General features: G+C 73.2%; 22 protein-coding genes. 11 read left to right on the top strand and 11 right to left on the bottom strand.

Features of this window, described 5'->3' with window-relative positions:
• The first annotated feature begins 70 nt into the window (after positions 1-70).
• Positions 71-898: an IclR family transcriptional regulator domain-containing protein gene (locus tag AC0QR5_RS10670; RefSeq protein WP_329862059.1), complete on the top strand. Its 828-nt coding sequence runs from the start codon at positions 71-73 to the stop codon at positions 896-898.
• A gap of 16 nt (positions 899-914) precedes the next feature.
• Here AC0QR5_RS10670 and AC0QR5_RS10665 read toward each other — a convergent pair whose 3' ends face one another.
• From AC0QR5_RS10665 to AC0QR5_RS10650, 4 genes are all read right to left on the bottom strand, one after another.
• Positions 915-1,835, bottom strand: a complete 921-nt coding sequence (locus tag AC0QR5_RS10665) for a LysR family transcriptional regulator (protein WP_329862058.1) — start codon at positions 1,833-1,835, stop codon at positions 915-917.
• Positions 1,836-1,952: 117 nt separating this feature from the next.
• Positions 1,953-2,258, bottom strand: a complete 306-nt coding sequence (locus AC0QR5_RS10660; RefSeq protein ID WP_329862057.1) for a hypothetical protein — start codon at positions 2,256-2,258, stop codon at positions 1,953-1,955.
• Between the two features lie 36 nt (positions 2,259-2,294).
• On the bottom strand, positions 2,295-2,840 hold the full coding sequence (locus AC0QR5_RS10655; protein ID WP_329862056.1) for a hypothetical protein: 546 nt from the start codon (positions 2,838-2,840) through the stop codon (positions 2,295-2,297).
• Between the two features lie 138 nt (positions 2,841-2,978).
• Positions 2,979-3,983: an LLM class flavin-dependent oxidoreductase gene (locus tag AC0QR5_RS10650; RefSeq protein WP_329862055.1), complete on the bottom strand. Its 1,005-nt coding sequence runs from the start codon at positions 3,981-3,983 to the stop codon at positions 2,979-2,981.
• 146 nt (positions 3,984-4,129) lie between these two features.
• Here AC0QR5_RS10650 and AC0QR5_RS10645 point away from each other — a divergent pair, with 146 nt between their 5' ends.
• Both AC0QR5_RS10645 and AC0QR5_RS10640 read left to right on the top strand, forming a co-directional pair.
• Complete coding sequence (locus tag AC0QR5_RS10645; RefSeq protein ID WP_329862054.1) at positions 4,130-4,792, top strand: ArsR/SmtB family transcription factor; 663 nt, start codon at positions 4,130-4,132, stop codon at positions 4,790-4,792.
• Entirely contained in the window at positions 4,789-5,082 is a 294-nt protein-coding gene (locus AC0QR5_RS10640; RefSeq protein ID WP_329862053.1) for a hypothetical protein, read from the top strand. Before AC0QR5_RS10645 ends, AC0QR5_RS10640 begins: the two co-directional genes overlap by 4 nt.
• Before the next feature lie 95 nt (positions 5,083-5,177).
• Here the strand turns inward: AC0QR5_RS10640 and cspE are convergent, their stop codons facing one another.
• From cspE to nirD, 3 genes are all read right to left on the bottom strand, one after another.
• Positions 5,178-5,381 (bottom strand): transcription antiterminator/RNA stability regulator CspE, encoded by a 204-nt coding sequence (gene cspE / locus AC0QR5_RS10635; RefSeq protein ID WP_329862052.1) that lies wholly within the window; start codon positions 5,379-5,381, stop codon positions 5,178-5,180.
• 248 nt (positions 5,382-5,629) lie between these two features.
• On the bottom strand, positions 5,630-6,412 hold the full coding sequence (locus AC0QR5_RS10630; RefSeq protein WP_329862051.1) for a sirohydrochlorin chelatase: 783 nt from the start codon (positions 6,410-6,412) through the stop codon (positions 5,630-5,632).
• Positions 6,409-6,819 carry a nitrite reductase small subunit NirD gene (gene nirD, locus AC0QR5_RS10625; protein ID WP_329862050.1) on the bottom strand — a complete coding sequence of 137 codons (411 nt, stop codon included), beginning with the start codon at positions 6,817-6,819 and terminating at the stop codon, positions 6,409-6,411. Before nirD ends, AC0QR5_RS10630 begins: the two co-directional genes overlap by 4 nt.
• 393 nt (positions 6,820-7,212) lie before the next feature.
• On the opposite strand from nirD, the gene nirB reads away from it, so the two are divergent.
• From nirB to AC0QR5_RS10605, 4 genes are all read left to right on the top strand, one after another.
• Positions 7,213-9,876: a nitrite reductase large subunit NirB gene (gene nirB / locus AC0QR5_RS10620; protein WP_329862049.1), complete on the top strand. Its 2,664-nt coding sequence runs from the start codon at positions 7,213-7,215 to the stop codon at positions 9,874-9,876.
• Positions 9,876-10,916, top strand: a complete 1,041-nt coding sequence (gene cobA / locus AC0QR5_RS10615) for a uroporphyrinogen-III C-methyltransferase (protein ID WP_430633174.1) — start codon at positions 9,876-9,878, stop codon at positions 10,914-10,916. The genes nirB and cobA overlap by 1 nt, the downstream gene beginning before the upstream one ends.
• Before the next feature lie 161 nt (positions 10,917-11,077).
• The gene (locus AC0QR5_RS10610; RefSeq protein ID WP_475372524.1) at positions 11,078-12,148 is read left to right on the top strand and encodes a uroporphyrinogen-III synthase; all 1,071 of its coding nucleotides are present in this window, start codon (positions 11,078-11,080) and stop codon (positions 12,146-12,148) included.
• Between the two features lie 114 nt (positions 12,149-12,262).
• A complete protein-coding gene (locus AC0QR5_RS10605) occupies positions 12,263-13,789 on the top strand; it encodes an HNH endonuclease (protein ID WP_329862046.1) in 1,527 nt (508 codons plus the stop codon).
• A gap of 28 nt (positions 13,790-13,817) precedes the next feature.
• Here the strand turns inward: AC0QR5_RS10605 and AC0QR5_RS10600 are convergent, their stop codons facing one another.
• Positions 13,818-15,434, bottom strand: a complete 1,617-nt coding sequence (locus AC0QR5_RS10600; RefSeq protein ID WP_329862045.1) for an MFS transporter — start codon at positions 15,432-15,434, stop codon at positions 13,818-13,820.
• 88 nt (positions 15,435-15,522) lie between these two features.
• Between AC0QR5_RS10600 and AC0QR5_RS10595 the strand changes: the two genes are divergently transcribed.
• Together AC0QR5_RS10595 and AC0QR5_RS10590 are read left to right on the top strand one after the other, a co-directional pair.
• Positions 15,523-16,074 (top strand): TetR/AcrR family transcriptional regulator, encoded by a 552-nt coding sequence (locus AC0QR5_RS10595; protein WP_329862044.1) that lies wholly within the window; start codon positions 15,523-15,525, stop codon positions 16,072-16,074.
• Between the two features lie 3 nt (positions 16,075-16,077).
• A complete protein-coding gene (locus AC0QR5_RS10590; RefSeq protein WP_329862043.1) occupies positions 16,078-17,331 on the top strand; it encodes an MFS transporter in 1,254 nt (417 codons plus the stop codon).
• Here the strand turns inward: AC0QR5_RS10590 and AC0QR5_RS10585 are convergent.
• The gene (locus AC0QR5_RS10585; RefSeq protein ID WP_329862042.1) at positions 17,328-17,891 is read right to left on the bottom strand and encodes a DUF1697 domain-containing protein; all 564 of its coding nucleotides are present in this window, start codon (positions 17,889-17,891) and stop codon (positions 17,328-17,330) included. The two genes, AC0QR5_RS10590 and AC0QR5_RS10585, sit on opposite strands and share 4 nt — an antisense overlap.
• A gap of 69 nt (positions 17,892-17,960) precedes the next feature.
• On the opposite strand from AC0QR5_RS10585, the gene AC0QR5_RS10580 reads away from it, so the two are divergent.
• Positions 17,961-19,376, top strand: a complete 1,416-nt coding sequence (locus AC0QR5_RS10580; RefSeq protein WP_329862041.1) for an NAD(P)/FAD-dependent oxidoreductase — start codon at positions 17,961-17,963, stop codon at positions 19,374-19,376.
• Between the two features lie 33 nt (positions 19,377-19,409).
• Here AC0QR5_RS10580 and AC0QR5_RS10575 read toward each other — a convergent pair whose 3' ends face one another.
• Positions 19,410-21,107 (bottom strand): ABC-F family ATP-binding cassette domain-containing protein, encoded by a 1,698-nt coding sequence (locus AC0QR5_RS10575; protein WP_329862040.1) that lies wholly within the window; start codon positions 21,105-21,107, stop codon positions 19,410-19,412.
• 157 nt (positions 21,108-21,264) lie between these two features.
• Here AC0QR5_RS10575 and AC0QR5_RS10570 point away from each other — a divergent pair, with 157 nt between their 5' ends.
• Positions 21,265-21,768, top strand: coding sequence for a ferritin (locus tag AC0QR5_RS10570; protein WP_329862039.1), 504 nt, complete (start codon positions 21,265-21,267; stop codon positions 21,766-21,768).
• A gap of 126 nt (positions 21,769-21,894) precedes the next feature.
• Here the strand turns inward: AC0QR5_RS10570 and AC0QR5_RS10565 are convergent, their stop codons facing one another.
• On the bottom strand, positions 21,895-22,278 hold the full coding sequence (locus tag AC0QR5_RS10565) for an RNA-binding S4 domain-containing protein (RefSeq protein WP_329862038.1): 384 nt from the start codon (positions 22,276-22,278) through the stop codon (positions 21,895-21,897).
• Between the last annotated feature and the right edge of the window lie 127 nt (positions 22,279-22,405).

Here is a 22,405-nt window from a genome sequence, read left to right as displayed (position 1 = left end):
CGGTCCTGACGCGCATAGGATGGTTCCGGGCGCCTTCCCGCCCCGAACAGAGCCAGCACGGAGGTACCGCATGGATGACGACGCCGGAGCCGCCCTGGGTGCCCCGGCCCAGCAGGGCGCGGGGCAGCAGTTCGTCCAGTCGCTCGCCCGCGGGCTGGATGTCATCCGCTCCTTCGACGCCGAGCATCCCGCGATGACCCTCACGGACGTCGCCAAGCGCACGGGCCTGTCGCGGGCCACGGCGCGCCGCTTCCTGCTGACCCTGGCCGACCTCGGCTACGTGCGCGGCAACGGCAAGCAGTTCGAGCTCACGGCCCAGGTGCTGCAGCTCGGCTACGCGTTCCTCTCCAGCCACACGCTGCCGCAGCTCATCGAGCCCGTGCTCGAGGGGCTCTCCGCCGAGCTCGGCGAATCCTCCTCCGCCTCCGTCCTGGACGGGCCGGACATCGTCTACATCGCCCGCGTGCACACGCGCAAGATCATGCGCGTCGGCATCGCCGTCGGCACGCGCTTCCCCGCGCATGCGACGTCGATGGGCCGCGTCCTGCTGGCCCACTTGTCCCCGGAGGCGCTCGACGCGGCCCTGACCGTGCGCCCGCTCGAGGCGTTCACGCCGCACACCCTCACGGACCCGGCCGCGATCCGCGCCGAGCTGGAGCGCGTGCGGGAGCAGGGCTGGTGCCTCGTGGACCAGGAGCTCGAGCTCGGCCTGCGCTCCCTCGCTGTGCCGGTCTTCGCCCCCGACGGCACCCCCGCGGCCGCGATCAACCTCTCGATGAGCACCGTGCCCGGCAGCCCCCACGCCGACTCCTCGCCGGAGGACGCCGCGGCCGCCGTGCTGCCGCGCGTGCAGGAGGCCGCCGCCCGGATCGGCGAGGCCCTGCGCCTGCGGCGCTAACCGGCGGCCCGGGGGCTCAGCCGCCGATCCGCAGGAGCCGCAGCTCGGCCGAGATCCGCTCCAGCAGCACGTCGACCGGGGCGCCGGGCCCCCGCCCTCCGGGGCGCAGCGCGAAGATCCCCCGCGCGAGCCGGATCTCCGGCACGTCGACCAGCACGACGCCGTCGGGCGCCTCCTGCAGGGCCAGTTGCGGCACGAGCGCGGCGCCGAGCCCGGCGGCGGCGAGGCGGAGGGAGGCGTTGAAGTCGTCGCAATAGGCGACGACGCGCGGGTGCAGGTCCACCGCCGCGAAGAGGCGCGAGATCACGGTGGCGTCCGGGGTCCCGGGATGGTGCAGGAGCCACGGCATGTTCGCGAGCTGGTCCGCCGTCACCTCGGCGCCGGAGCGGATCCCCCACGCGGCGGGGAGGACCACGCGGAAGGGGTCGTCGCCGAGCCATTGCCGCTCGAGGCTGCTCGGCCAGGCGAGCCCCGCCTGGCCCACCTGGAAGACGAGCGCGACGTCCAGCTCGCCGCCCTGCTGCAGGGCGTGGATCGTCTGGTGCGGCTCGCCCACGCTCAGCCGCAGGGACAGGCCCAGCCTCTGCCACGCGGCATCGGCGAGCAGGCGCGGCAGGACGTGGCTCGCGAGCGAGGGAAAGAGGCCGATCCGCAGTTCGCTCCCGCCCTGCCCGGCCGCGGCCGTGGCTCCGGCCGCCGTAAGGGCCTCGAGGTCGGTCAGGACGCGGCGGGCGTGCCGGGCGATGACGGACGCCGCCTCGGTGGCCTCGATCGCCCGGGCCGAGCGGCGGAACAGCACGACGCCCGTGTCCCGCTCGAGCGCGGCCATCTGCTGGGAGACGGCGGAGGCGGTATAGCCGAGCGACGTCGCGGCGGATGCGAAGGAGCCCAGGCGCAGGACCTCGAGGAGGGTCCGCAAGTGGACGGGATTGACCATCAAGGTTCCTTGCGCTGGACGGTGCCGGGCGGCGGGTGCCGCTGGTCCATGCTAGCGCGGGCTGGCCCAGCTGCCGCCGGTTCAGTCCCCGTCGCCCGCTCAGTCCCGGTCGCCCGCTCAGTCCCTGTCGCGGTCCTCGTCCTCGAGGTCCACGCGCTCGTCGTCGCCGAAGCCGTCGTCCTCCTCCGGCCACTCGGCGTCCTCGTCCTTGTCGTGCCCGTCGTCCTCGTTGTCGAGGTCCTCGGGCTTCTCGAGGTCGTCGTCGGTCAGGTAGGCGTGCTTGCGCAGCGGGTCGAGGGCCGCCATGGTCTCCGGGGCGTCGGAGGACCCGCCGTAGGGCTGGCCGTCGCGTCCGTCCTCGCCCGGGAACAGGTCGTCGTCGGCCTCCTCGTCGAACACCGTGTCGTCGTAGTAGTCGCTCATCTCGTCCTCCCGTCGTGTGGTGGGCCGCGGCCCGGGTCAGAGCATCCTTCCGGTCCCCGAGGCGGGACGTCCGGCGAGCCAGGCGCTCGAGTTCGGCAGCCACATCAGCACCGTCGCGGTGCCGGCGACGAGGACTCCGAACCAGTTCCCGCCCGCCGCATTGCCGATCGCCGCGGTGGCACCCGCCGACCAGAAGGCCAGCAGCAGGGAGAGCACCGCGATCGCGGTCAGGCCCGTCCGCGCCCACAGCTCGCGCTCCTTGAGTTTCATGGCCATGAGGACCTGCGCAGCGGCCAGGCCGAGCGAGACGACGATCAGCACGAGCGCCAGCACGCCCAGGCCACCGGCCCCCGCCGCGGCGAACAGGCCGAGCGCGAAGAGCATCCCGAAGAAGCCGAGGAGGCCGAACACCAGCCCGAGCAGGCCGCCGATCACCCAGATGTAGTAGGAGACCTTGAGCTCGGTCGGCAGCTCGGCGGCCTTGAAGATCCCGGAGAACCCACCGGCCGGCAGGGCGTCCTTGACGCTCCGGGGGAAGCCCTGCCGGGGCTCTCCCGCTGGTTCGAGGTAGGGGTTGCCCATGGTGCCTCTCCTGTTCCGCGTGCCGTTCAGCGTGGCGGCGGCCGGCCGGCCGTCCCCCTTGATGCACAGCGTAGGACCCGCGGGGCGGGATGGGAACAGGGCCCGGCTTCCACCGGGCGCCCGGAACTCCGTCCTCGCTCAGGACGCGCGGGCCGGGACGAGCCCCATCGCCTGCGCGGCGAGCCGGACGGAGGCCAGCCGCTCGCCGGGACCGCTCGCCCCGTGGACCGTGATGAGCTCGTCGGCGCCGGCGTGCGCGGCGAAGCCCTCGAGGTATTCGCGCACGGCCTGGGGCGTGCCCACGGCCGTGTACTTGAGCATGGCCAGGATGTTCTCGCCCGCCGGGGACTCCAGGAGCATCTCGGTCTCCTCCGGCGTGAAGGGCACGGCGCGGCCGCGGCCGAGGAACGCGGCGACGCGGTCCCGCTTGAGCTGCTCGAGCTGCCGGTGGGCCGTGGCGTTGTCCTCGGCGGCGACGACGTTGACGCCGGCGATGACGTAGGGCTCGGCGAGCTGCTCCGAGGGCTCGAAGCGCTCCCGGTACAGCGCGACGGCCTGGGTCAGCGCATCCGGGGCGAAGTGGGAGGCGAAGGAGTACGGCAGGCCCAGCTGGGCCGCGAGCTGCGCGCCGAAGAGGCTCGAGCCGAGGAGGTAGAGCGGCACGCGGGTGCCCTGTCCGGGGTAGGCGTTGACGCCGTTGATCCGCGAGGAGTCGCCGAGGTAGGCCTGCAGCTCGAGGACGTCGTGGGGGAACGCCTCGGCGGCGGCCGGATCGCGCCGCAGGGCGCGGAAGGTCAGCTGGTCGCTGCCCGGCGCGCGGCCGAGTCCCAGGTCGATCCGGTCCGGGAAGAGCGTGGCCAGGGTGCCGAACTGCTCGGCGATCACGAGCGGCGAGTGGTTCGGCAGCATGATCCCGCCGGCCCCGAGCCGGATCGAGGAGGTGTGGTGGGCGATGTGCCCGATCAGCACCGAGGTGGCGCTCGAGGCGATGCGCTCCATGTTGTGGTGCTCCGCGTACCAGATCCGCCGGTATCCGGCGGCTTCCGCGGTCTGGGCGAGCTCCACGGACTCGGCGAAGGTCTGGGCGGCGGAACCGCCGACGGGCACGGGGGCGAGGTCGAGGACCGAAAGGGGGATGCTCACGTAGGCGGCAACCGCCGGGAGGCGCGGGGCATTCCCGCCGGGATCCGTGAGGAGCATCGCTTGCCCCGACGGGCGGCCGCCAAGTGCAAAGATCCCGTTGCAAAGAAATGCTTGCAAAGATTCTTTTGCAAGCGTAGTCTTCCAGCATGAACCCCGACGACCACGCCGAACGGTACGGCAGCCGCCAGCTGGACCTGGCGGCCCTGAAGGTCCTGAGCCACCCCATCCGCCTCCAGCTGCTGGAGATGCTCTCCCGCTACGGAGCGCAGACGGCGAGCGGGCTGGCCGCGCGGATCGGCGAGTCGAGCGGTTCGACGAGCTACCACCTCCGCCAGCTGGCCAAGCACGATCTGGTCCGCGAGGTCGAGGGCAAGGGCTCGGCCCGCGAACGGTGGTGGGAGAGGCCTCCCGGCGCCATCAACATCTCGCCTCCGGACGACGGAGACGACCGCGCGGCCCTCGCGGCGGCCCGGATCGTCGCCCGGCAGTTCGAGCAGAACAGGGCCCAGGCCCTCGACGACTTCATCCGCTTCGGCGACGAGCGCCTGCCCCAGGAATGGATGCAGAGCTCGGTGCTGAACTCCTCCAACCTGCGCCTCGACGCGGCCCGGCTCGAAGAGCTCTCCCAGCGCGTCGTCCGTTTCCTCGCCGACCTCGTCGAGGAATACCGCGGCACGGGCGGCCCCGAGGCCCGCCCCGTGCAGCTGCACTTCAACGCGTTCCCGCTCGTCGACCCGTCCCATCCGGACGCCCGCGACCGGCTTCCCGCGCCACCGCAAGAACCTCCCGCCGAAGGATCCCGGCCATGACCACCAGCACGCTTGCCCCCCGGCCCCTCACTCCGTCCACCGCACTCGAGACCCCCGCCCGTCCGCTCCGCTCGGTCCCCCGGGACGGCACGACGTCGGTGCTCGCCCACGCGCTCATCGGCGCCGGAGCGGCGCTGCAGGACTGGGGCGACGTCCTCACCGCCCGCCGTGCGGCGCGGCACGCCGCCCTCCGCACGCCGGGCCGCGCCGCCCGCGCAGCGGTCCTGGCCCGCCACGAGGAGGCCCGCCGCACGGCGGCCGCCCGCGGCCACTCGGGGCTCCTGCCGTAGCAGCGGGAGTCCCGGCCCCCGCGCCCGGAACTCTGCCCCGGACGCACGAAGGCCCCGGACCAATCGGTCCGGGGCCTTCTGTGTGCGACTGCTGCCTAGAGGGCGCGGATGTCGGTGGCCTGCAGGCCCTTCTGGCCCTGGGTCACCTCGAACTCAACGCGCTGGCCCTCTTCGAGGGAGCGGAAGCCGTTGGACTGGATCGCGGAGTAGTGCGCGAAGACGTCGTCGGAGTTGTCATCGGGGGCGATGAAGCCAAAGCCCTTTTCGGCGTTGAACCACTTAACGGTGCCGGTTGCCATGTTGGTGTCCTTTCGAGACTGTCCGCAGGGGACGTAGGGGAGCAGCCACCGGACGTGGTGGCCGCATGCAGCTACGAGATTTACCGCGAGTCACAAAGAGACACGCCCCGCTGACGGGGACTTGGCACTGAATTTACTGCGAGAAAACTACGACTACACACGCAACGATACGCGACTTCACGCCCAGAACCTACCGGGTCCCCGGATCGGGTGGAAAAGTTCGCCCCCGGGTTACCCCGTATTAACCCCTACGGCTGGGTGTAGCGCTCGAGCACGAGCTCCACGAGCCGCTCCGGAACGGGCCGCCCCGCCGCCAGCAGCGGGGCCGTGACGACGTTTGCCCCCGCGCCGGCCACGCGGGCCGCGAAGTGGCCGGGCGCCAGGAGGTAGCTGGAGAGCACGAGCCGCCCGCCGCGGAACCAGGAGCGGCGCGAACGCTCGGCGGCGCGTTCCACGGCCGAGGCGATCGAGGGCTCGGCGGCGGAGACGAACGCCGGCTCCACGCGGCGCGAGAGGTGCTCGGAGAGCATCCGGGCCATGACCCGGCAATCGGCGACGCCCTGCGGATCGCTGGATCCGGCGCACGCGAGCACGACGTGGTCTCCGCGGCGCAGGCCCGCCTCCTCGAGGCGCTGTCCGAGGACCTCGGCGATGCGCGGGTCCGGGCCGAGGGCCCGCGCCACGGTCGCGCCCGGGAACCGGCCCGCGTCCCCGGCGAGGTCCCGCCGGGTGTGCACGCCGGCGGAGAGCAGGAGCGGCACGATCCGCGGGTTGCGCCCGGCGAGGCGCAGCACCGTGGACACGTCCGGTTCCTGCACGTCGACGAACGCCGGGAGGACGGACAGCTCGGGCCGGGCCGCGGCGACGGCCTCGACCAGGGCGCCGACCGCCGCCCGGCCCGCGGGGCTCGAGGTCCCGTGGGCCGCGGCGACGAGGGTGCCGGCGACGACGGGAGGCTCCCACCCCGACCACGCGGCGTTCGACGCCGGGGCGGACGCGGGCGGGGTCGGAATCAGCAGGCCCGTGCTCATGCCGAGGCCTCCGTCCCGGCGCGCTCCGTGCCGTCCAGGTCCACGAAGACCCGGCCCTCGTCATCGACATGCACGGGATAGACCGGGAGCGCGAGGCCCGGCTCGCCGAGGCACGTGCCGTCGTCGAGCCGGTACACCTGCTTGTGCAGGGGGCTCGCGATCGTCTTGACGAGGGTGCCGTCGATCATCCGGCTGCCCATGATGCCGCGGGCCATGACCTGCGCCCCCGTGGCGGGGCAGCGCTGGCCCGCGGCGTGGACGATGCCGTCGGCGAAGCGGTAGAGGGCGACCTGCGTGCCGTCGATCCAGGCGGCCTCGCCCCAACCGGGCTCGAGGTCGTCGAAGCGGCAGGCGGGACGCCACGTGGCGGACGAGAGGGTGCGGGCCTCGTCGATCAGGATGGTCATGGTGTGCTCCTCAGGGGTTCGGTGCGTCGGGGGTCCGGTGTGTCGGTCCCGTGTGTCGGTGTCTTGGCGGCCAGCCTGTCAGCGCCGTGTTACGGGTCCGGTTCCGCGCCCGTTTCCCTGCCGTAAATCCGCTCTCACGCCGGTCCCGGGCACCGCGTGAGGCGCCGGTTGGCGGCGCCCGGCGCCCATGTTTCCGGCAGGTTTCGCCCGGCTCACCGGGATTCCGGGGGTGCAGGAAGACAACGTTGCGCCGCCGAAACACTTCGGACACCACGGGGCAAAACCCGCTTCCTAGGCTGGATCCACAGCACCACGGAGGGGTGCACGCCACGGCGTCCCTCCGGCCGCACCACCGCGTTGCCCACCACGGCGCGAACCAAGCGAGGACCCACCATGAGCAGCCACCACAGCATCCCCGAAGCCGCCAGCGGTGCCGCGGGCGCCCCGTCGCCCCGCCGCGTCGTCGTGATCGGCGGCGGCCCCGCGGCCCACCGCTTCACGGAGGCCATGGCCTCCCGCGGCCTCGACGGCAGCACCGTCACCGTCCTGACGGAGGAGGCCCACGTCCCCTACGACCGCGTCGCCCTCTCCAAGGCGCTCACCGAGACGGACGTCGATCTCACCCTCGGCGAGCGGGGCCTCTGGGAGACGCCCGGCATCGAGCTCGTCACGGGGGCCCGCGCCGTCGACCTGGACCTCGACGCCCGCGAGGTGCTGACGGAGGACGGCCGCCGCTTCGGCTACGACGAGCTGGTCCTGGCCACCGGCTCCAACGCCGCGACCCTGCCGATCCCCGGCAACGAGCACACGCACGTCTACCGCACCCTCGAGGACGTGTGGACGATCAACGAACAGGTCGCGGTCCTCACGGAGCGCTACGGCCGCACGATCAACGCCGTGACGATCGGCGGCGGCCTGCTGGGCCTCGAAGCCGCGGCGGGCCTGCAGTCCCTCGGCGCCGAGCCGATCGTGATCGACGGCGGCAAGTGGCTCATGGGCACCCAGCTCGACGAGGGCGCGGGCCAGGCGATGGGCCGGCTCATCGCGGGCAAGGGCCTCACCGTCCACGGGGGCGTGTTCCCCGCCGCCGTCCTGACCGCGGAGGACGACGGCGGAGCCCGCGTCACGGGGGTCGAGATGGCCGACGGGCGGGTCATCGACGCGGACCTCGTCGTCGTCTCCATCGGGGTCCGCCCGCGCGACGAGATCGCTCGGACGGTCAACGCCCGCCTCGGCACCGAGGACGCTCCCGTCTTCCGGATGGGCGCCCGCGGCGGGATCGTCATCGACGCCGCGTGCCGCACCGACGTCGAGCACGTCTGGGCCGTCGGCGAGGTCGCCAACTTCGACGGGATGTGCATCGGGCTCGTCGCCCCCGCGAACACCATGGCGGAGATCGTCGCGGACCGGCTCAACGGCGGCGACGCCGAGTTCGGCGGCTTCGACACCGCCACGAAGCTCAAGCTCTCCGGCGTCGACGTGGCGAGCTTCGGCGACGCGTTCGCCCGCTCCGAGGGCGCGCTCGAGGTCGTCTACGCCGACCCGGCCCGCGGCGTCTACCAGAAGCTCGTGGTCAGCGACGACGCGAGGACGCTGCTCGGCGGCATCTTCGTCGGCGACGCCGCCCCCTACACCTCGCTGCGCCCGCTCCTGGGCCGCGAGCTGCCCGGCGAGCCCGGCGCCTACCTCTCCGCCGCTGGCGGGGGAGAGGCCCCCGAGTCCGAGCTTCCGGACGACGCCGTGCTGTGCTCCTGCAACAACGTCACCGCGGGCGCCATCCGCGACGCGGTCGGCGGTTGCGGGACGTGCGAGGGCAGCGAACCCGTCCAGGAGCTTCCCGCGCTGAAGTCCTGCACGCGCGCCGGCACCCAGTGCGGCTCCTGCGTGCCGATGCTCAAGAAGCTCCTCGAACGCGAGCTCGTCAAGTCCGGCGTCGAGGTCTCCCGCGCCATGTGCGAGCACATCGCGTTCTCCCGCGCCGAGCTCTTCGAAGCCGTCCGGCTCGCCGGCCTGCACTCCTACGAGGCCGTCATGGAGCGCTTCGGCACGGGTCTGGGCTGCGACATCTGCAAGCCCGCGATCGCCTCCATCCTCGCCTCCCAGCACTCCGCCTACGTGCTCGACGGCGGGCTCGGCGGCCTGCAGGACACCAACGACCGCGCCCTGGCCAACATGCAGAAGGACGGCACCTACTCCGTGGTCCCGCGCATCCCCGGCGGCGAGATCACCCCGGAGAAGCTCGGCGTCATCGCCGCCGTCGCGCAGAAGTACGGGCTCTACACCAAGATCACCGGCGCCCTGCGGATCGACATGTTCGGCGCCCGGCTCGAGGAGCTCCCGGACATCTGGAAGGAGCTCGTCGAGGCCGGCTTCGAATCCGGGCAGGCCTACGGCAAGTCGCTGCGCAACGTGAAGAGCTGCGTCGGCTCGACCTGGTGCCGCTACGGCGTGCAGGACTCCGTGGCCATGGCGATCGCCATGGAGCTGCGCTACCGCGGGCTGCGCGGGCCGCACAAGTTCAAGATGGGCGTCTCCGGCTGCGCCCGCGAATGCGCCGAGGCCCGCGGCAAGGACGTCGGCGTCATCGCGACGGCCGATGGCTGGAACCTCTACGTCGGCGGCAACGGCGGCGCGAACCCGGCCCACGCCCAGCTGCTCGCCCAGGACCTCGACGACGCCACGCTCGTGAAGTACGTGGACCGCTACCTCATGTACTACATCCGCACCGCGGACCGCCTGCAGCGCACCGCGCACTGGATGGAGGCCCTCGACGGCGGGATCGACCACGTCCGCTCCGTCGTCGTCGAGGACTCCCTCGGCCTCGGCGAGGAGCTCGAGGCCGCGATGGCCCGCCACGTGGATACCTACGAGGACGAATGGGCGGCGACCCTCGCGGACCCCGAGCGGCTGCGCCGCTTCCGCTCCTTCGTCAACGCGCCGAACCAGAAGGACGACTCGCTCTCCTACGTCGAGGAGCGCGGCCAGCGCCGCCCCGCCGGTCCCGTCCCGCTCGGCGGCACGATCCCCGTCGGCGCCCCCGCGGGAGGTGCCCGGTGATCCCCGGGACGCTGGACCTGAAGGGCCACACCGTCGTCGTCTGCGGCGCGCTCGAGGCCTCCCGCCGGGCCCGGGCCCGCTACCGCACCCTCGGCGCCGAGGTGATGTCCGCCGTCGCACCCTCCGACCTCGCCGCGCTCGGCCCCGTCCTGGGGCGCGCGAGCCTGATCGTCGCCGTCGAGGACGGCGACGCCCGCTGGGGCTTCCTGCCGGCCCTCTCCCGCGAGCGCCGGATCCCCCTGCTCCGCGAGGAGGGCGCCGGCGCGGCCGGGACCGTGACGCTCGTCGGCGGAGGCCCCGGGACGCCCGGGCTGCTGACCGTCGACGGCGTGCGCGCGCTCGCCGGGGCGGACATCGTCTTCTACGACCGGCTCGGGCCCCGCGGGACGGTTTCGGAGCTCGCCCCCGGCGCCGAACTCGTCGACGTCGGCAAGACGCCCGGGCACCACAAGGTCCCGCAGGAGCGGATCCAGGAGCGCATGGTCGAGGCCGCGCTGGCCGGCAAGGCCGTCGTGCGGCTCAAGGGCGGCGATCCGTTCGTGTTCGGCCGCGGCGGCGAGGAGGCGGCCGCGTGCGCCGCCGCCGGCATCCCCGTCACCGTCATCCCCGGCATCACGTCCTCCGTCTCCGTGCCCGCCTCCTCCGGAATCCCCGTGACCCATCGCGGCGTGTCCAAGATGTTCACCGTGGTCTCCGGCCACGAGCCCTTCTCCGACGCCGAGCTGCGCCACCTCGCCGGGCTCGGCGGGACGATCGTCGTGCTCATGGGCGTCGCGACCCTGCCGCAGACCACGGCGGGCCTGCTGCGCCACGGCCTCGCGGGCTCGACGCCCGCCGCCGTCATCGAGCGCGGCTACAGCGACACCCAGCGCACCACCACCGCCCGGCTCGACGCCCTCGCGGCCACCGCGGCGCGCGCCCGCTGCGCCTCCCCGGCCGTTGTGGTCATCGGCGACGTCGTGGCCCTCGGGTCCGACTGGATCGCGCAGGCCGCCCGGATGTCCGCGGCCGTTCCCGCGGCCCTGGAGGTGGGCCCGTGACGCGCCGCGTGTGCGTGGAGCCCGGACCCGGCCCCGCGGCCGGCCCCGTGCCCCAGGAGGGCTCCGCACCCGGCCCGGGCCCCGGCGTCGTCCTCCCTCCGGTCCCCGCCGAGGGTTCCCCCGCTTCGGCGGCGCCCGCCGCCCCGCTCGCCGGCTTCCGGATCGGCGTGACCTCCGACCGGCGCTCCACCGAGCTCATCGAGGCGCTCGAGCGCCGCGGCGGGTGCGTCCTCCACGCCCCCGTGCTGCGCATCGCCCCCATCGCGGAGGACGCCGAGCTCGTCGAGGAGACGCGGCGCATCATCGAGGCCCGGCCCGACTACCTCCTCGTCACCACCGCCTACGGGATGCGGCGCTGGATCGACGCCGCCGAGGCCCACGGGCACGGCGAGGCGCTCGCCGAGGTCCTCGAATCCGCCAGCATCCACGTGCGCGGACCCAAGGCGCGCGGCGCCGTCCGCGCCGCCGGGTTCACCGACGACGGCATCAGCGACGACGAGCGGACCGCGACCCTCGTCGACGCCGTGATCGAGCGCGGCGTCGACGGGCGCACCGTGGCCCTGCAGCTGCACGGGCATACCGACCTCGACGGGATCGCCCGGCTGAGCGCGGCCGGCGCCCGCGTCCTGACCGTCTCGCCCTACCGCTGGGTCGTGCCGCAGGACAGCGAGGAGAAGGTCGAGCGGCTCATCGACGCCGCCTGCGGGGGTGGGCTCGACGTCGTCACCTTCACCTCCGCGCCGGCCGTCGACGCGCTCTGGAGCGCGGCCCAGGAACGCGGGAGGTACTGGGAGCTCGTCCAGGCGTTCCAGACCACGCTGACCGCGGCGGCCGTCGGGCCCGTCACCGCGCAACCCCTGTACGACGCCGGGATCGAACCCCTCGTGCCCGAGCGGTACCGGATGGGTGCGCTGATCCGGCAGGTCGTCGAGTTCCTCGGCGACCGCGGGACGCAACGCTATGCGACGACGCTGGGGGAGTGCGTCGTGCGGGGGAACACCGTCGAGCTCGGCGGGGCCCAGACCGAGCTGACGGCCTCGCAGCTGGCGATGTTCCGCGCGCTCGCCGACGCCCAGGGGGCCGTGCTGCCGCGCTCCGAGCTCATGGGGCTGCTGCCCGAGTCGCCCGGGGAGCACGCGCTCGACATGGCCGTGAGCCGCTTGCGGCAGGCGCTGCCGGCGGCCGCGCTCGTCGCGACGGTCATCAAACGGGGGTACCGGCTGAACGTGTGATGCGTTGCGTGGATCGTGGGCGAGCCGCCCTCCACAGCGCTGGATTCCGCGGGGTTGTCCACGGGGCCGGGGTGCCGGGGCAAAGTGTCGGGGCGCGTCCGTAGAGTAGTACACATGTTCGAAGAATCGATGTTGGAGCCGCCGGGAGGGCCGGTTCCAGACATGCTCGGTGCCCCTGCCGAACCCGCCTTGCGGTTGAGCGCCCGTCGGGTCGCGGCCTTTGCGGCGCTCGTGGGCTCGGCCGCGTTGTTCGACCCGGATTCCGGCCTGCCGGACCACTCGGCCGACGAAGCGCTCGAGATGCTCAGGGAGCTCGAAGTCCTCAAGTCGGCGGCCTGCGCGGCACAGGCCCGGCTCGCCGCCGGATTCGACCACGTCGTGCGCTCGGACCGTGCCGCGCGGGGCGTCCCGGCCGAGCGGCAGGGGCAGGGCGTCGCAGCCCAGCTCGCGATCGCCCGCAGGGAGTCCCCGCATCGGGGCAAGAGGCATCTCGGTCTGGGCAAGATCCTCGTGACGGAGATGCCCCACACGCTCAGGGCGTTGTCCCAGGGCGTTCTGGACGAGTGGGGAGCGACGCTTCTGGCCCGGGAGACCGCCTGCCTCGCGCTGGACGACCGCCGGCGCATCGACGAGGACATGTGCTCGGACCTGGTTCGCGTCGACGGCCTCGGGCCCCGCGCCCTCGCGGCGCGGGCCCAGCAACTGGCGCAGGCGTTGGATCCGCACTCGGTCGTGGCCCGGGCCGCGAAGGCCGAGTCCGAGCGCCGCGTGACCTCGCGGCCCGCCCCCGACACGATGGTCAACGTCACGGCCCTGCTGCCGGTCGCCGCCGGCGTGTCCGTCGTCGCGGCGCTCTCCCAGGAGGCCGAGCGGTGCCGGGCCTCCGGCGACCGCCGCTCCCGGGGGCAGATCATGGCCGACACGCTCGTCGAACGCGTCACCGGCCGTCCCGCACGGGCACCGGTCGACCTCGAGATCCAACTCGTCATGACCGACAGGACGCTGTTCCAGGGGGACGCCGAGCCGGCCTTACTGAATGGCTACGGCGTCGTTCCCGCCCAGTGGGCACGGTCCCTGGTGGGATGCACGTTCATCCCCGGGTCGTCCGGAGTGGTCGTCGACGGCGACGCGGACGGTGACGATGGCGACGTCGGCGGCGAGCCGCCCGGGGCCCCCGATGCTCCTCCGGGCGACAAGGCCGCCCGGGTCTGGCTGCGGCGCCTGTACACGGCTCCCGGCTCCGGAGAGCTCATGGCCATGGACTCCCGTGCCAGGGCGTTCCCCACGCTGATGAAGAAGTTCATCACCACGCGGGATGCCACGTGCCGTACGCCGTGGTGCGACGCCCCGATCCGCCACATCGACCACGTCGTGGCCTTTGCGGCCGGTGGCGCGACGTCAACCGACAACGGGCAGGGCCTCTGCGAGGCCTGCAACTACGACAAGGAGGCCGAAGGATGGTCCGAGGAGACCGTGTCGGAGGCCGAGGCGGGGCGCCACGCGGTGGTCACGACGAGGCCCGGCGGCCCCGCCACGACCTCGGTGGCTCCGCCCCTGCCGGGGACCCCGGTGAACGGACTTCCCGCCGACCTCGTCCTCGACATCACGCCCCGGCATGGCCGCCGGCGCGGTGCGGCGTAGTCCGCGGGTGGCGAAGCGGGCCTCCCGGTCAGGCCTTCCCGCGCAGCGCCCGGGACACCACGACGGCGGCGACGAGCGTCACGACGATCGCGATGCCGGCGGTGATCGTGACGCCGGAGTCGAAGGCGTGGGCGGCGGACTCCAGCAGGCGGGCGGCCGCGGCCGATTCCTGCGCCGCGAGCTCCCCGGCCACCTGGTGGGCGCCGCCGAGGGTCTGCGTGGCGCGGTCCGCGTCGCCCGCTTCCACGATCGACGGGACGACGAGGTTGCGCGAGTAGGCGGCATTGAGGATGCTTCCCAGCACCGCCGTCCCGAGCACGGAGCCCACCTCGTAGGCGGTTTCCGAGATCGCCGACGCCGCGCCCGCCTTCGAGGCAGGAACGGCCGAGAGGGCCATGTCGTTGGAGAGCGTCTCCGCGAGGCCCACGCCCGCGCCCAGCACGCTGAACGCCGCCATGAGCGCCACGACGGAACCCGTGTGGCCCCACGCCAGTACGATCCCGTAGGCGACCGCGTTCAGCCCCAGCCCCGCGACCACGAGCCGCGAGACGGGCAGCCGCCGGGCCAGGGGGACCGCGAGGAATCCGAACAGCACCGTCAGGCCGAGCCCCGGGAGCATCATCATCCCGGCCCGCATCGGCGTCAGGCCCGCAATCAGCTGCAGGTGCTGGGCCAGGAAGTAGATGAAGCCGACGAACGCGAACACGCTCAGCAGGTTCACCGAGAGGGCCCCGCTGAAGACGGGGTTGCGGAACAACCTCACGTCCAGCATCGGGCTCCTGCGGGCGAGCTGGCGGCGGACGAACACGGCGCCGCAGGCCAGACCGAGCCCGGCGGCGAGGACGGGAACCAGTGGCGATTCGGCCGTCGTGGCCGCCTTGATGCCGTAGACGAGCGGCAGCAGCGTCATGGTGGCCAGCAGGATGCTCACGGGATCCACGGGCCCGGGCGACGGGTCCCGGGACTCGGGCAGCAGGAACGGGCCGAGCACCAGGAGCGGGACCAGGACCGGAACGGCGAGGAGGAACACCGAGCCCCACCAGAAGTGCTCGAGGAGCCACCCGCCCAGGATCGGCCCCAGCGCCGCGCCCCCGGAGAAGCCGGCGGCCCAGACGGCGATCGCGGTGCGGCGCTCGGAGGGGTCCTCGAAGATGTTGCGGATCAGGGACAGGGTGGCCGGCATGAGCATGGCGCCGAAGAAGCCCAGCAAGGCACGGGAGGCGATGAGCGCCTCGGCATGCGGCGCGAACGCGGCCGCCGCGGAGACCACTGCGAAGCCGGCGCCCCCGATCAGGAGCATGCGGCGCCGCCCCAGCCGGTCGCTCAGGCTCCCCATGGGCACCAGGAGTCCGGCCAGGACCAGCGGGTAGATGTCGATGATCCACAGCAGCTGCTGCGCGCTCGGCTCGAGCGCGGCCGACACCGCGGGAACGGCGAAGCTCAGCACCGTGTTGTCCACGGCCACGAGCAGGACCGGGAACATCAGCACGGCCAGCGCCGCCCAGCGGCGGCCGGCGCCCGGGCCGGCTCCGCGGCCGGTCGTGGTCCCGGCCGCGGAGCGGCGCGCGGCGGCGGTGGCCGTGGCGGAAGTGGCCGAGGCGGTGATGCGCGGTGCGGCCCCGCGCACGGGATCAAGCTGTTCCATGCCGATAACTGTACCGGCTGGACGGTTCAGTTGGCGAGCCGTCACACCGATGACTTCCACCACAGCCCCAAGCGCTAGAGTGCTACTCATGCCGCGACCACCAGCCGCCAGGGAGAAGATCCTCGAGGCGTACCGAGACCTGCTCAGGCGGGACGGGGAGCGCGGTGCCACGATGGACGCCACCGCCCAGCTGGCCGGCGTCTCCAAGGGCGGCCTGCTCTACCACTTCAAGTCCAAGGACGCGCTCGCGGACGGCGTCGTGCAGCGCCTGCTCGAGATCGTCGACGAGGACCTCGTATCCATGGCCACCTCGGCCGAGGGCCCCAGCCGCCACTTCGTCCGCAGCTCCGTCCTGGTCGGGACCGAGCTCGACGCCTACTTCGCCGCCGTCGTCCGCCTCGCCTCCGCCAACCACGAGCCGGCCCGCGAGGCGCTGGAGCGCGTCCACGGCCAGTGGCTCGGCCTGATCGCCGACGAGGTGGGGGACCCGCACGCCGCCGCGGCCATCATGCTGATCGGCGAAGGCCTCTACTACCACGCCATCATGCCCGGCGCCGAGGACCCGCAGTCCAGCGCGAGCCGCTTCGGCGGCTCGATGGAGCAGCTCCTGCTCCAGGTCGACCGCCTCAAGGCCGGCTGAGCCGTGGCGTTCACGCTCCCGCGCCGGCCATGGCGTGGCCGCATCGGCGCGCTGCTCGGCATCCTGCTGATGGCGCTGAGCCTCCGGGCCGCCGTCGTCGCCGTGCCCCCGCTGCTCGGCGAGATCGGCCCCGAGCTCGGCTTCACGTCCGCGACGACGGGCGTCCTGGCCATGCTCGCGCCCGGCATCTTCGCGGTCGCCGGCCTCGGCACGCCCCGGCTCATCGCCCGGTTCGGCCTCGAGCGCACGCTCCTGCTCGCGGTCGGCCTCGCGATGGCCGGCCAGCTGGCGCGCGCGTTCGTCGACACCGTGCCGGCCTTCCTGGCACTGTCCGCCGTCACGATGGCCGGCTACGGGATCGGCAACGTCGTGCTGCCGCCGCTCGTCAAGCGCTACTTCCCGGACCGGCTCGGCGTCGTCACCTCCGGCTACGTCACGATGCTCGCGATCGGCACGGCCATGAGCCCCCAGTTCGCCGTCCCTCTCGCGGGCGCGTTCGGCTGGCGCGGCTCGATCACGTTCTGGACCCTCGCCTCCGCCGTCGTCCTCTTCCCCTGGGCGGTGCAGCTGCTCCGCGACCGCGCCGAGCGCCGGGCGGAAGGGAACGACGCCGGACGCGGCACCGGAGTCCCGGGCGTCGCCGTCCCCGTGCCCCGGGGGAGCAGGCTCAACCCGTGGAAGCACCCCGTCGCCTGGGGGCTGGCCATCTTCCTGGCCGGGAACTCGGCCCAGACCTACGTCTACTTCACGTGGCTGCCCCCGTACCTGTCCTCCCAAGGCGTCGACGCCGGGACGGCGGGCAGCGCGCTGGCCTACTTCGCGATCCTCGGCCTCCCGGTGAGCCTGCTCGTCCCGCTGTGGGTCCCGCGGCTGCGCCACCCGATCGTCGCGGTGGGCCTGTTCACGGCGTGCTGGATCGTCGGCCACGCCGGGCTGTTCTTCTCCCCGCTCGAGGGAACGCTCGTGTGGATGACGTTCTCCGGCCTCGGCCAGGGCACGTTCGCGACCGCCCTGCTGATGGTCAACCTGCGCTCGCGCACGACCTACGGCTCCGGCGTGCTCTCCGGCTTCAGCCAGGGTCTCGGCTACGCCGGAGCCGCGCTGGTCCCCCTCGTCTTCGGCGTCGTCCACGACGCGACGGGCGGCTGGGCGGCGTCGTTCGCGATGCTCGGCGGCTGCATCCTCGTGATGCTCGCCGGGGCCGTGATGATCAACGGCCCGCGCCGCATCGAGGACGGCCCGCTCTCGCGGCGCTAGCAGGCGGCGAGGACCCTGCGCAGCGTCTTGAGGTTGCGCGTCGTGGTCCGGGTGGCGAGCTTCGACTTCGCCGAGGCCCTGGCCACCGCGGTCTCCAGGCTGGCGCCCTTCGGCACTTGCCAGTACAGCGCCAGGCGCCCGGTCGCGACGCGCTCGATGGGGGAGGGCTCCACCATCTCGGCTGCCAGCGCCGCGGCCACGTCCTCGCCCGTCGTGAGGACCGCGTAGTCGTGGTGCGGCACGCCGTCGGACGGCGCCTCGAAGGGGTAGCCGTCGACGATCTCCGTCAGTTCCCCGGGCGTGAACACCACGACCCACGCCTCGTAGCCGAAGGCCTCCCGCAGGGTGGACTCCACGGCGGACTTCACGTGTTCCGCGCCGCCGTCGGCCGGATCGGCGTCCGAGCCGAGCACGACGTTGCCGGAGGCCAGGAACGTCGCGACACCGGTGAAGCCGGCGGCGGTGAGCGCGGCGGCGAGGTCCTTCATCTTGATCCGGATGCCGCCGACGTTGATGCCGCGCAGGAAGACGGCGTAGCGGTGCTGCACGGGTGCGGACATGGCACCAGTCTGCCGCATCCGGCCCGGGCGCGCGTGGACGCGCCGCCCGCCCGGCGGTAGCTTGCTGCCATGACCACTCACGGGCGGGTGTCCTTCTGGTACGCGGGGACGGGCCTGCCCGCGCCGCGGCCGGCGCTTCCGGGGGATCTCGACGTCGACGTCGCGATCGTCGGCGCCGGCTACACGGGCCTCTGGGCGGCCTACCACCTCAAGCGCGCCGATCCGTCGCTCGACGTCGCCGTGCTCGAGGCCCGCTTCGCCGGCTTCGGGGCCTCCGGGCGCAACGGCGGCTGGCTCGCCAACACCATCACGGGCGACCGCAACGGCTACGCGGCCTCGCACGGCCGCGCGCTCGCCGGCCGCTTCCAGGAGCTGCTCAACGCCTCCGTCGACGACGTCATCGCGACCGCCGCCGCGGAGGGGATCGACGCGCACGCCGTCAAGGGCGGCGAGCTCCTCGTGGCCCGCAACCCGGCGCAGCTGGCCCGGCTCGACGAGCTGGAGCGCGAGGAGGCCCGGTGGCCGGAGGACGGGGCCGTCCGTCTCGATGCGGAACAGACCGCCGGGCGGCTGCGGATCTCCGGGGCCCTCGGCGCGCTCCACCTCCCGCACTGCGCCCGGATCCAGCCCGCACGGCTCGTGCGCGGCCTCGCGGACGCCGTCGAGCGGCTCGGTGTGAGGATCTACGAGGACACGCCGGTGCGGGAGATCGTCGGGGCGGGCGCGGGCGGGAGGACGACGCCGGGGCCCTCCTTCCCTGCCGCGCTCACCGGGCGCGGGCGCGTCACCGCGCGCCACGTGCTGCGCGCCACGGAGGGGTTCACAGCCGACCTGAAGGGACTGCACCGGCTCTGGCTGCCGATGAACTCCTCGATGATCGTCACCGAGCCGCTCCCGGACCACGTGTGGGAGCGGATCGGCTGGGCGGGCTGCGAGACGGTGGAGGACCTCGCCCACGCGTATGTGTACCTGCAGCGCACGGCCGACGGGCGGATCGCGATCGGCGGCCGCGGCGTCCCCTACCGCTACGGCTCGCGCGTGGACGCCGACGGCGTGACGGCCGGGCGCACGGCGGCGCAGCTGGCCTCCGTGCTGGCCGGGATGTTCCCCGACGCCGCCGACGCGCGGATCGAGCATTCGTGGTCCGGCGTCCTGGCCGTGCCGCGGGACTGGCACGCCTCCGTGCGGCACGATCCGCGCACGGGCCTGGGTTCGGCCGGAGGCTACGTCGGCACGGGCGTCACGGCGAGCTACCTGGCCGGGCGCACCCTGGCCGACCTCGTGCTCGGGCGCTCCACGGAGCTCACGGCGATGCCGTGGGTGAACCGGCCGCAGCGCCGTTGGGAGCCCGAGCCGCTGCGCTTCGCGGCCGTGCACGGGCTCTACGCCGCCTACCGCTGGGCCGACCGCCGCGAGGCCCGGGCCGGGGCCGCGGGCCCGACGTCCCTCCTGGCGCGGGTCGCCGACCGGGTCGCGGGCCGCTGAGGCGGGCCCCGGCGTCGTACCCGTCCTGCCGGGTCAGCGCTCCCGGCGCACCCGCGCCTCGTCCCAGACCGGTTCCTCGGATTCGTAGACGCGCCCGTCGGAGCCGAACACGAGGAAGCGGTCGAACGACTTGGCGAACCAGCGGTCGTGCGTCACCGCCAGCACCGTGCCCTCGAAGGCGTCGATCGCCCGCTCGAGGGCCTCCCCGGAGTGCAGGTCGAGGTTGTCGGTGGGCTCGTCGAGCAGCAGCAGGGTCGCGCCGGAGAGCTGCAGCAGGAGGATCTGGAAGCGCGCCTGCTGCCCGCCCGAGAGCGAGTCGAACGCCTGCTCCGCCTGGCCCGCGAGCCCGTAGCCGTCGAGGGCGCCGGACGCCGCCTCGCGGCCCAGCCCCGAGCGGTGCTCGTCGCCGCGGTGCAGGATGTCCAGGAGGCTGCGGCCGGCCAGGTCGGGGCGCACGTGGGTCTGCGCGAAGTAGCCGGGGCGGATCCGGGCGCCGAGCTTGACCGTCCCCTCGTGCGGGACGGGCGCCAGCACGACGTCGGACACCGGCAGGTGCTCCCGCTCCGGATCCGTGCCGCCGGCGGCCAGCAGGCGCAGGAAGTGGGACTTTCCCGAGCCGTTGGAGCCGAGGACGCCGACGCGGTCGCCGAACCAGATCTCCGTCGAGAAGGGCTTCATGAGCCCGGTCAGCTCGAGCCGCTGCGCGACGACGGCGCGCTTGGCCGTGCGCCCGCCGCGCAGCCGCATCTTCACGTTCTGCTCGATCGGCAGCGCCTCCGGCGGGCCGGCCTCGAGGAACTTCGCGAGCCGCGTCTGGGCGGCGTGGTAGCGGTTGGCCATGTCGGAACGGAACGCGGCCTTGTTCTTGTACATGTTCACCAGCTCCTTGAGCTTGGCGTGCTCCTCGTCCCAGCGCTTGCGCAGCTCCTCGAAGCGGGCGTTGCGGTCGGCCCTGGCCCCGACGTAGCTGCCGAAGCCGCCGCCGTGGATCCACGCCGAGGCGCCGTTGATCCCCGGCTCGAGGGTCACGATCCGCTCCGCGGCCTGGTTGAGCAGCTCGCGGTCGTGGCTGATGAACAGGACGGACTTGGGGGAGGCGCGCAGCTGGGACTCGAGCCAGCGCTTGCCGGGAACGTCGAGGTAGTTGTCCGGCTCGTCGAGGAGAAGGACCTCGTCGGGGCCCGCGAAGAGCGCCTCGAGGACAAGGCGCTTCTGCTCGCCGCCGGAGAGCGTGGAGGCCGCCCGGTGCTGGGCGCGCTCGTAGGGAACGCCGAGGGCCGCCGAGCAGACCTCGTCCCACACCGTCTCCTGCTCGTAGCCGCCGGCGTCGCCCCAGTCGACGATGGCCTGCGCGTAGCGCATCTGCGATTTCTCCTCGGCCTCGGGGGAGGCGTGGTCCGCGATCATCGCGTCCTCCGCGGCGGCCAGCTCGGCGGCGGCCGCGGCGATCGCGGGCGGGGCGGCGGAGACGAGGAGGTCGCGCACCGTGGACTCGTCCCGGACCTGGCCGACGAACTGGCGCATGACGCCCATGGTCCCGGAGCGCCCCACCGTGCCGGCATCGGCGGCGAGGTCGCCCGCGATGATCTTGAACAGCGTCGTCTTGCCCGTCCCGTTGGGGCCGATGAGGGCCGTTTTGCTGCCGTCGGCGACCTTGAAGGAGACCGCGTTCAGCAGCTGCGTCCCGTCGGAGAGGAAGTAGTCGATGGCGGAGACGTCGATATGGCCCATCCGGCCATCCTAGGCGCACCGGCCCGGGACGCCCGCGGTGAGGTCAGGCTCGCTTTCGCCGGGCGCGGCAGCGGAGCGTGACGTATCCTCCGCAGGACACTGTCAGTTAGGCCAAACTTTGATGACTTAATTGAGTTCCAGTCGTAGATTTGGGGCCATGGAGCTGACAGGAAAACTTGAAGAAGCATTCAACAAGCAGGTAACGCTGGAGATCGAGGCGTCGGTCGTGTACCGGCAGCTCTCGATCGAGATGGAGGTCAAGGACCTCCCGGGCATCGCCGCGTGGTTCCGCGCCCAGTCGCAGGAGGAGATCGTCCACGCGGAGAAGTTCATCTCCCACATGACCGACCGCGACGCGCACCCGGAGATCGGCGCGATCAAGTCCCCGGACGTCGCGGTGAAGTCCGTGCTCGACGCCTTCGAGGCCTCCCTGGCCCACGAGAAGAAGGTCTCCGAGGCGATCCGCGACCTCTACCGGCTGGCGCAGGCCGAGGGCGATATCGACGCCCTGCCGCTGCTGAACTGGTTCGTCGAGGAGCAGGTCGAGGAGGAGGCCACCGTCTCCGAGATCATCGGCCGCGTGAAGCTCATCGGCGAGGACGGTAATGGACTGCTGCGCCTCGACTCGGAGCTGGGCTCCCGCCCGGCCGAGGGGCCGTAACCGGACAGGTCCGTCCCACGACCCGCAAGGGCCGCCCCGCGCTTCGGTGCGGGGCGGCCCTTCGCCGTCCACCGGGATGCCGGCCGCCCACCGGGATGCCCGCCGCCCACCGGACCGCGCTCAGGCCTACGACTTGCGGATCGTGTCCCGGAGCCGCTCCATCTCCCGGCGGTCCTTCTTGGTGGGCCGGCCCGTCCCGCGGTCGCGGACGGGGACCATCGGCACGACCTCGCGGGGCCGTTCGGGCGTGTGGTCGGCGTAGCAGCGGGCCGCGGCCTCGGCCCCGACGCGCTTGGAGATCAGCTGCCGTACCTCGAGGATCCGGTCGAATCCGTGCTGGCGGACCCGGAGCACGTCGCCGGGGACGATCGTCTGCGCGGCCTTGGCCGGGCGGTCGTTGACGCGGACGTGTCCGGCGCGGCACGCGGCCGTCGCCGCCGAGCGGGTTTTGTAGGCGCGAACGGCCCAGAGCCAGGCGTCGACGCGGGTGGAAGAGGCTGCCGGAGTCATGGTGCGTCGATCCTATCGGGAGCCCAGGGCGAATTATTGGGGCTGATGGGAAGAAAGTTGTGGAACGACACTTATGTGAAGCATGTGTCTTCAGCTACTCTGGGTTCTGGGTCGGCTCTGTGGGGGG

It is taken from the genome of Arthrobacter sp. J156 (assembly GCF_056172865.1).
This window is presented reverse-complemented; position numbering and strand designations above follow the sequence as displayed.

Coding starts and splice junctions, on each gene's coding strand:
- AC0QR5_RS10670 (WP_329862059.1), top strand. CDS start 71: ATGGATGACGACGCCGGAGCCGCCCTGGGTGCCCCGGCCCAGCAGGGC.
- AC0QR5_RS10655 (WP_329862056.1), bottom strand. CDS start 2,840: ATGGGCAACCCCTACCTCGAACCAGCGGGAGAGCCCCGGCAGGGCTTC.
- AC0QR5_RS10630 (WP_329862051.1), bottom strand. CDS start 6,412: ATGAGCACGGGCCTGCTGATTCCGACCCCGCCCGCGTCCGCCCCGGCG.
- AC0QR5_RS10600 (WP_329862045.1), bottom strand. CDS start 15,434: ATGGAACAGCTTGATCCCGTGCGCGGGGCCGCACCGCGCATCACCGCC.
- AC0QR5_RS10570 (WP_329862039.1), top strand. CDS start 21,265: ATGGAGCTGACAGGAAAACTTGAAGAAGCATTCAACAAGCAGGTAACG.
- AC0QR5_RS10660 (WP_329862057.1), bottom strand. CDS start 2,258: ATGAGCGACTACTACGACGACACGGTGTTCGACGAGGAGGCCGACGAC.
- cspE (WP_329862052.1), bottom strand. CDS start 5,381: ATGGCAACCGGCACCGTTAAGTGGTTCAACGCCGAAAAGGGCTTTGGC.
- AC0QR5_RS10575 (WP_329862040.1), bottom strand. CDS start 21,107: ATGGGCCATATCGACGTCTCCGCCATCGACTACTTCCTCTCCGACGGG.
- AC0QR5_RS10565 (WP_329862038.1), bottom strand. CDS start 22,278: ATGACTCCGGCAGCCTCTTCCACCCGCGTCGACGCCTGGCTCTGGGCC.
- AC0QR5_RS10585 (WP_329862042.1), bottom strand. CDS start 17,891: ATGTCCGCACCCGTGCAGCACCGCTACGCCGTCTTCCTGCGCGGCATC.
- AC0QR5_RS10645 (WP_329862054.1), top strand. CDS start 4,130: ATGAACCCCGACGACCACGCCGAACGGTACGGCAGCCGCCAGCTGGAC.
- nirB (WP_329862049.1), top strand. CDS start 7,213: ATGAGCAGCCACCACAGCATCCCCGAAGCCGCCAGCGGTGCCGCGGGC.
- AC0QR5_RS10605 (WP_329862046.1), top strand. CDS start 12,263: ATGTTCGAAGAATCGATGTTGGAGCCGCCGGGAGGGCCGGTTCCAGAC.
- AC0QR5_RS10640 (WP_329862053.1), top strand. CDS start 4,789: ATGACCACCAGCACGCTTGCCCCCCGGCCCCTCACTCCGTCCACCGCA.
- AC0QR5_RS10595 (WP_329862044.1), top strand. CDS start 15,523: ATGCCGCGACCACCAGCCGCCAGGGAGAAGATCCTCGAGGCGTACCGA.
- nirD (WP_329862050.1), bottom strand. CDS start 6,819: ATGACCATCCTGATCGACGAGGCCCGCACCCTCTCGTCCGCCACGTGG.
- AC0QR5_RS10580 (WP_329862041.1), top strand. CDS start 17,961: ATGACCACTCACGGGCGGGTGTCCTTCTGGTACGCGGGGACGGGCCTG.
- AC0QR5_RS10665 (WP_329862058.1), bottom strand. CDS start 1,835: ATGGTCAATCCCGTCCACTTGCGGACCCTCCTCGAGGTCCTGCGCCTG.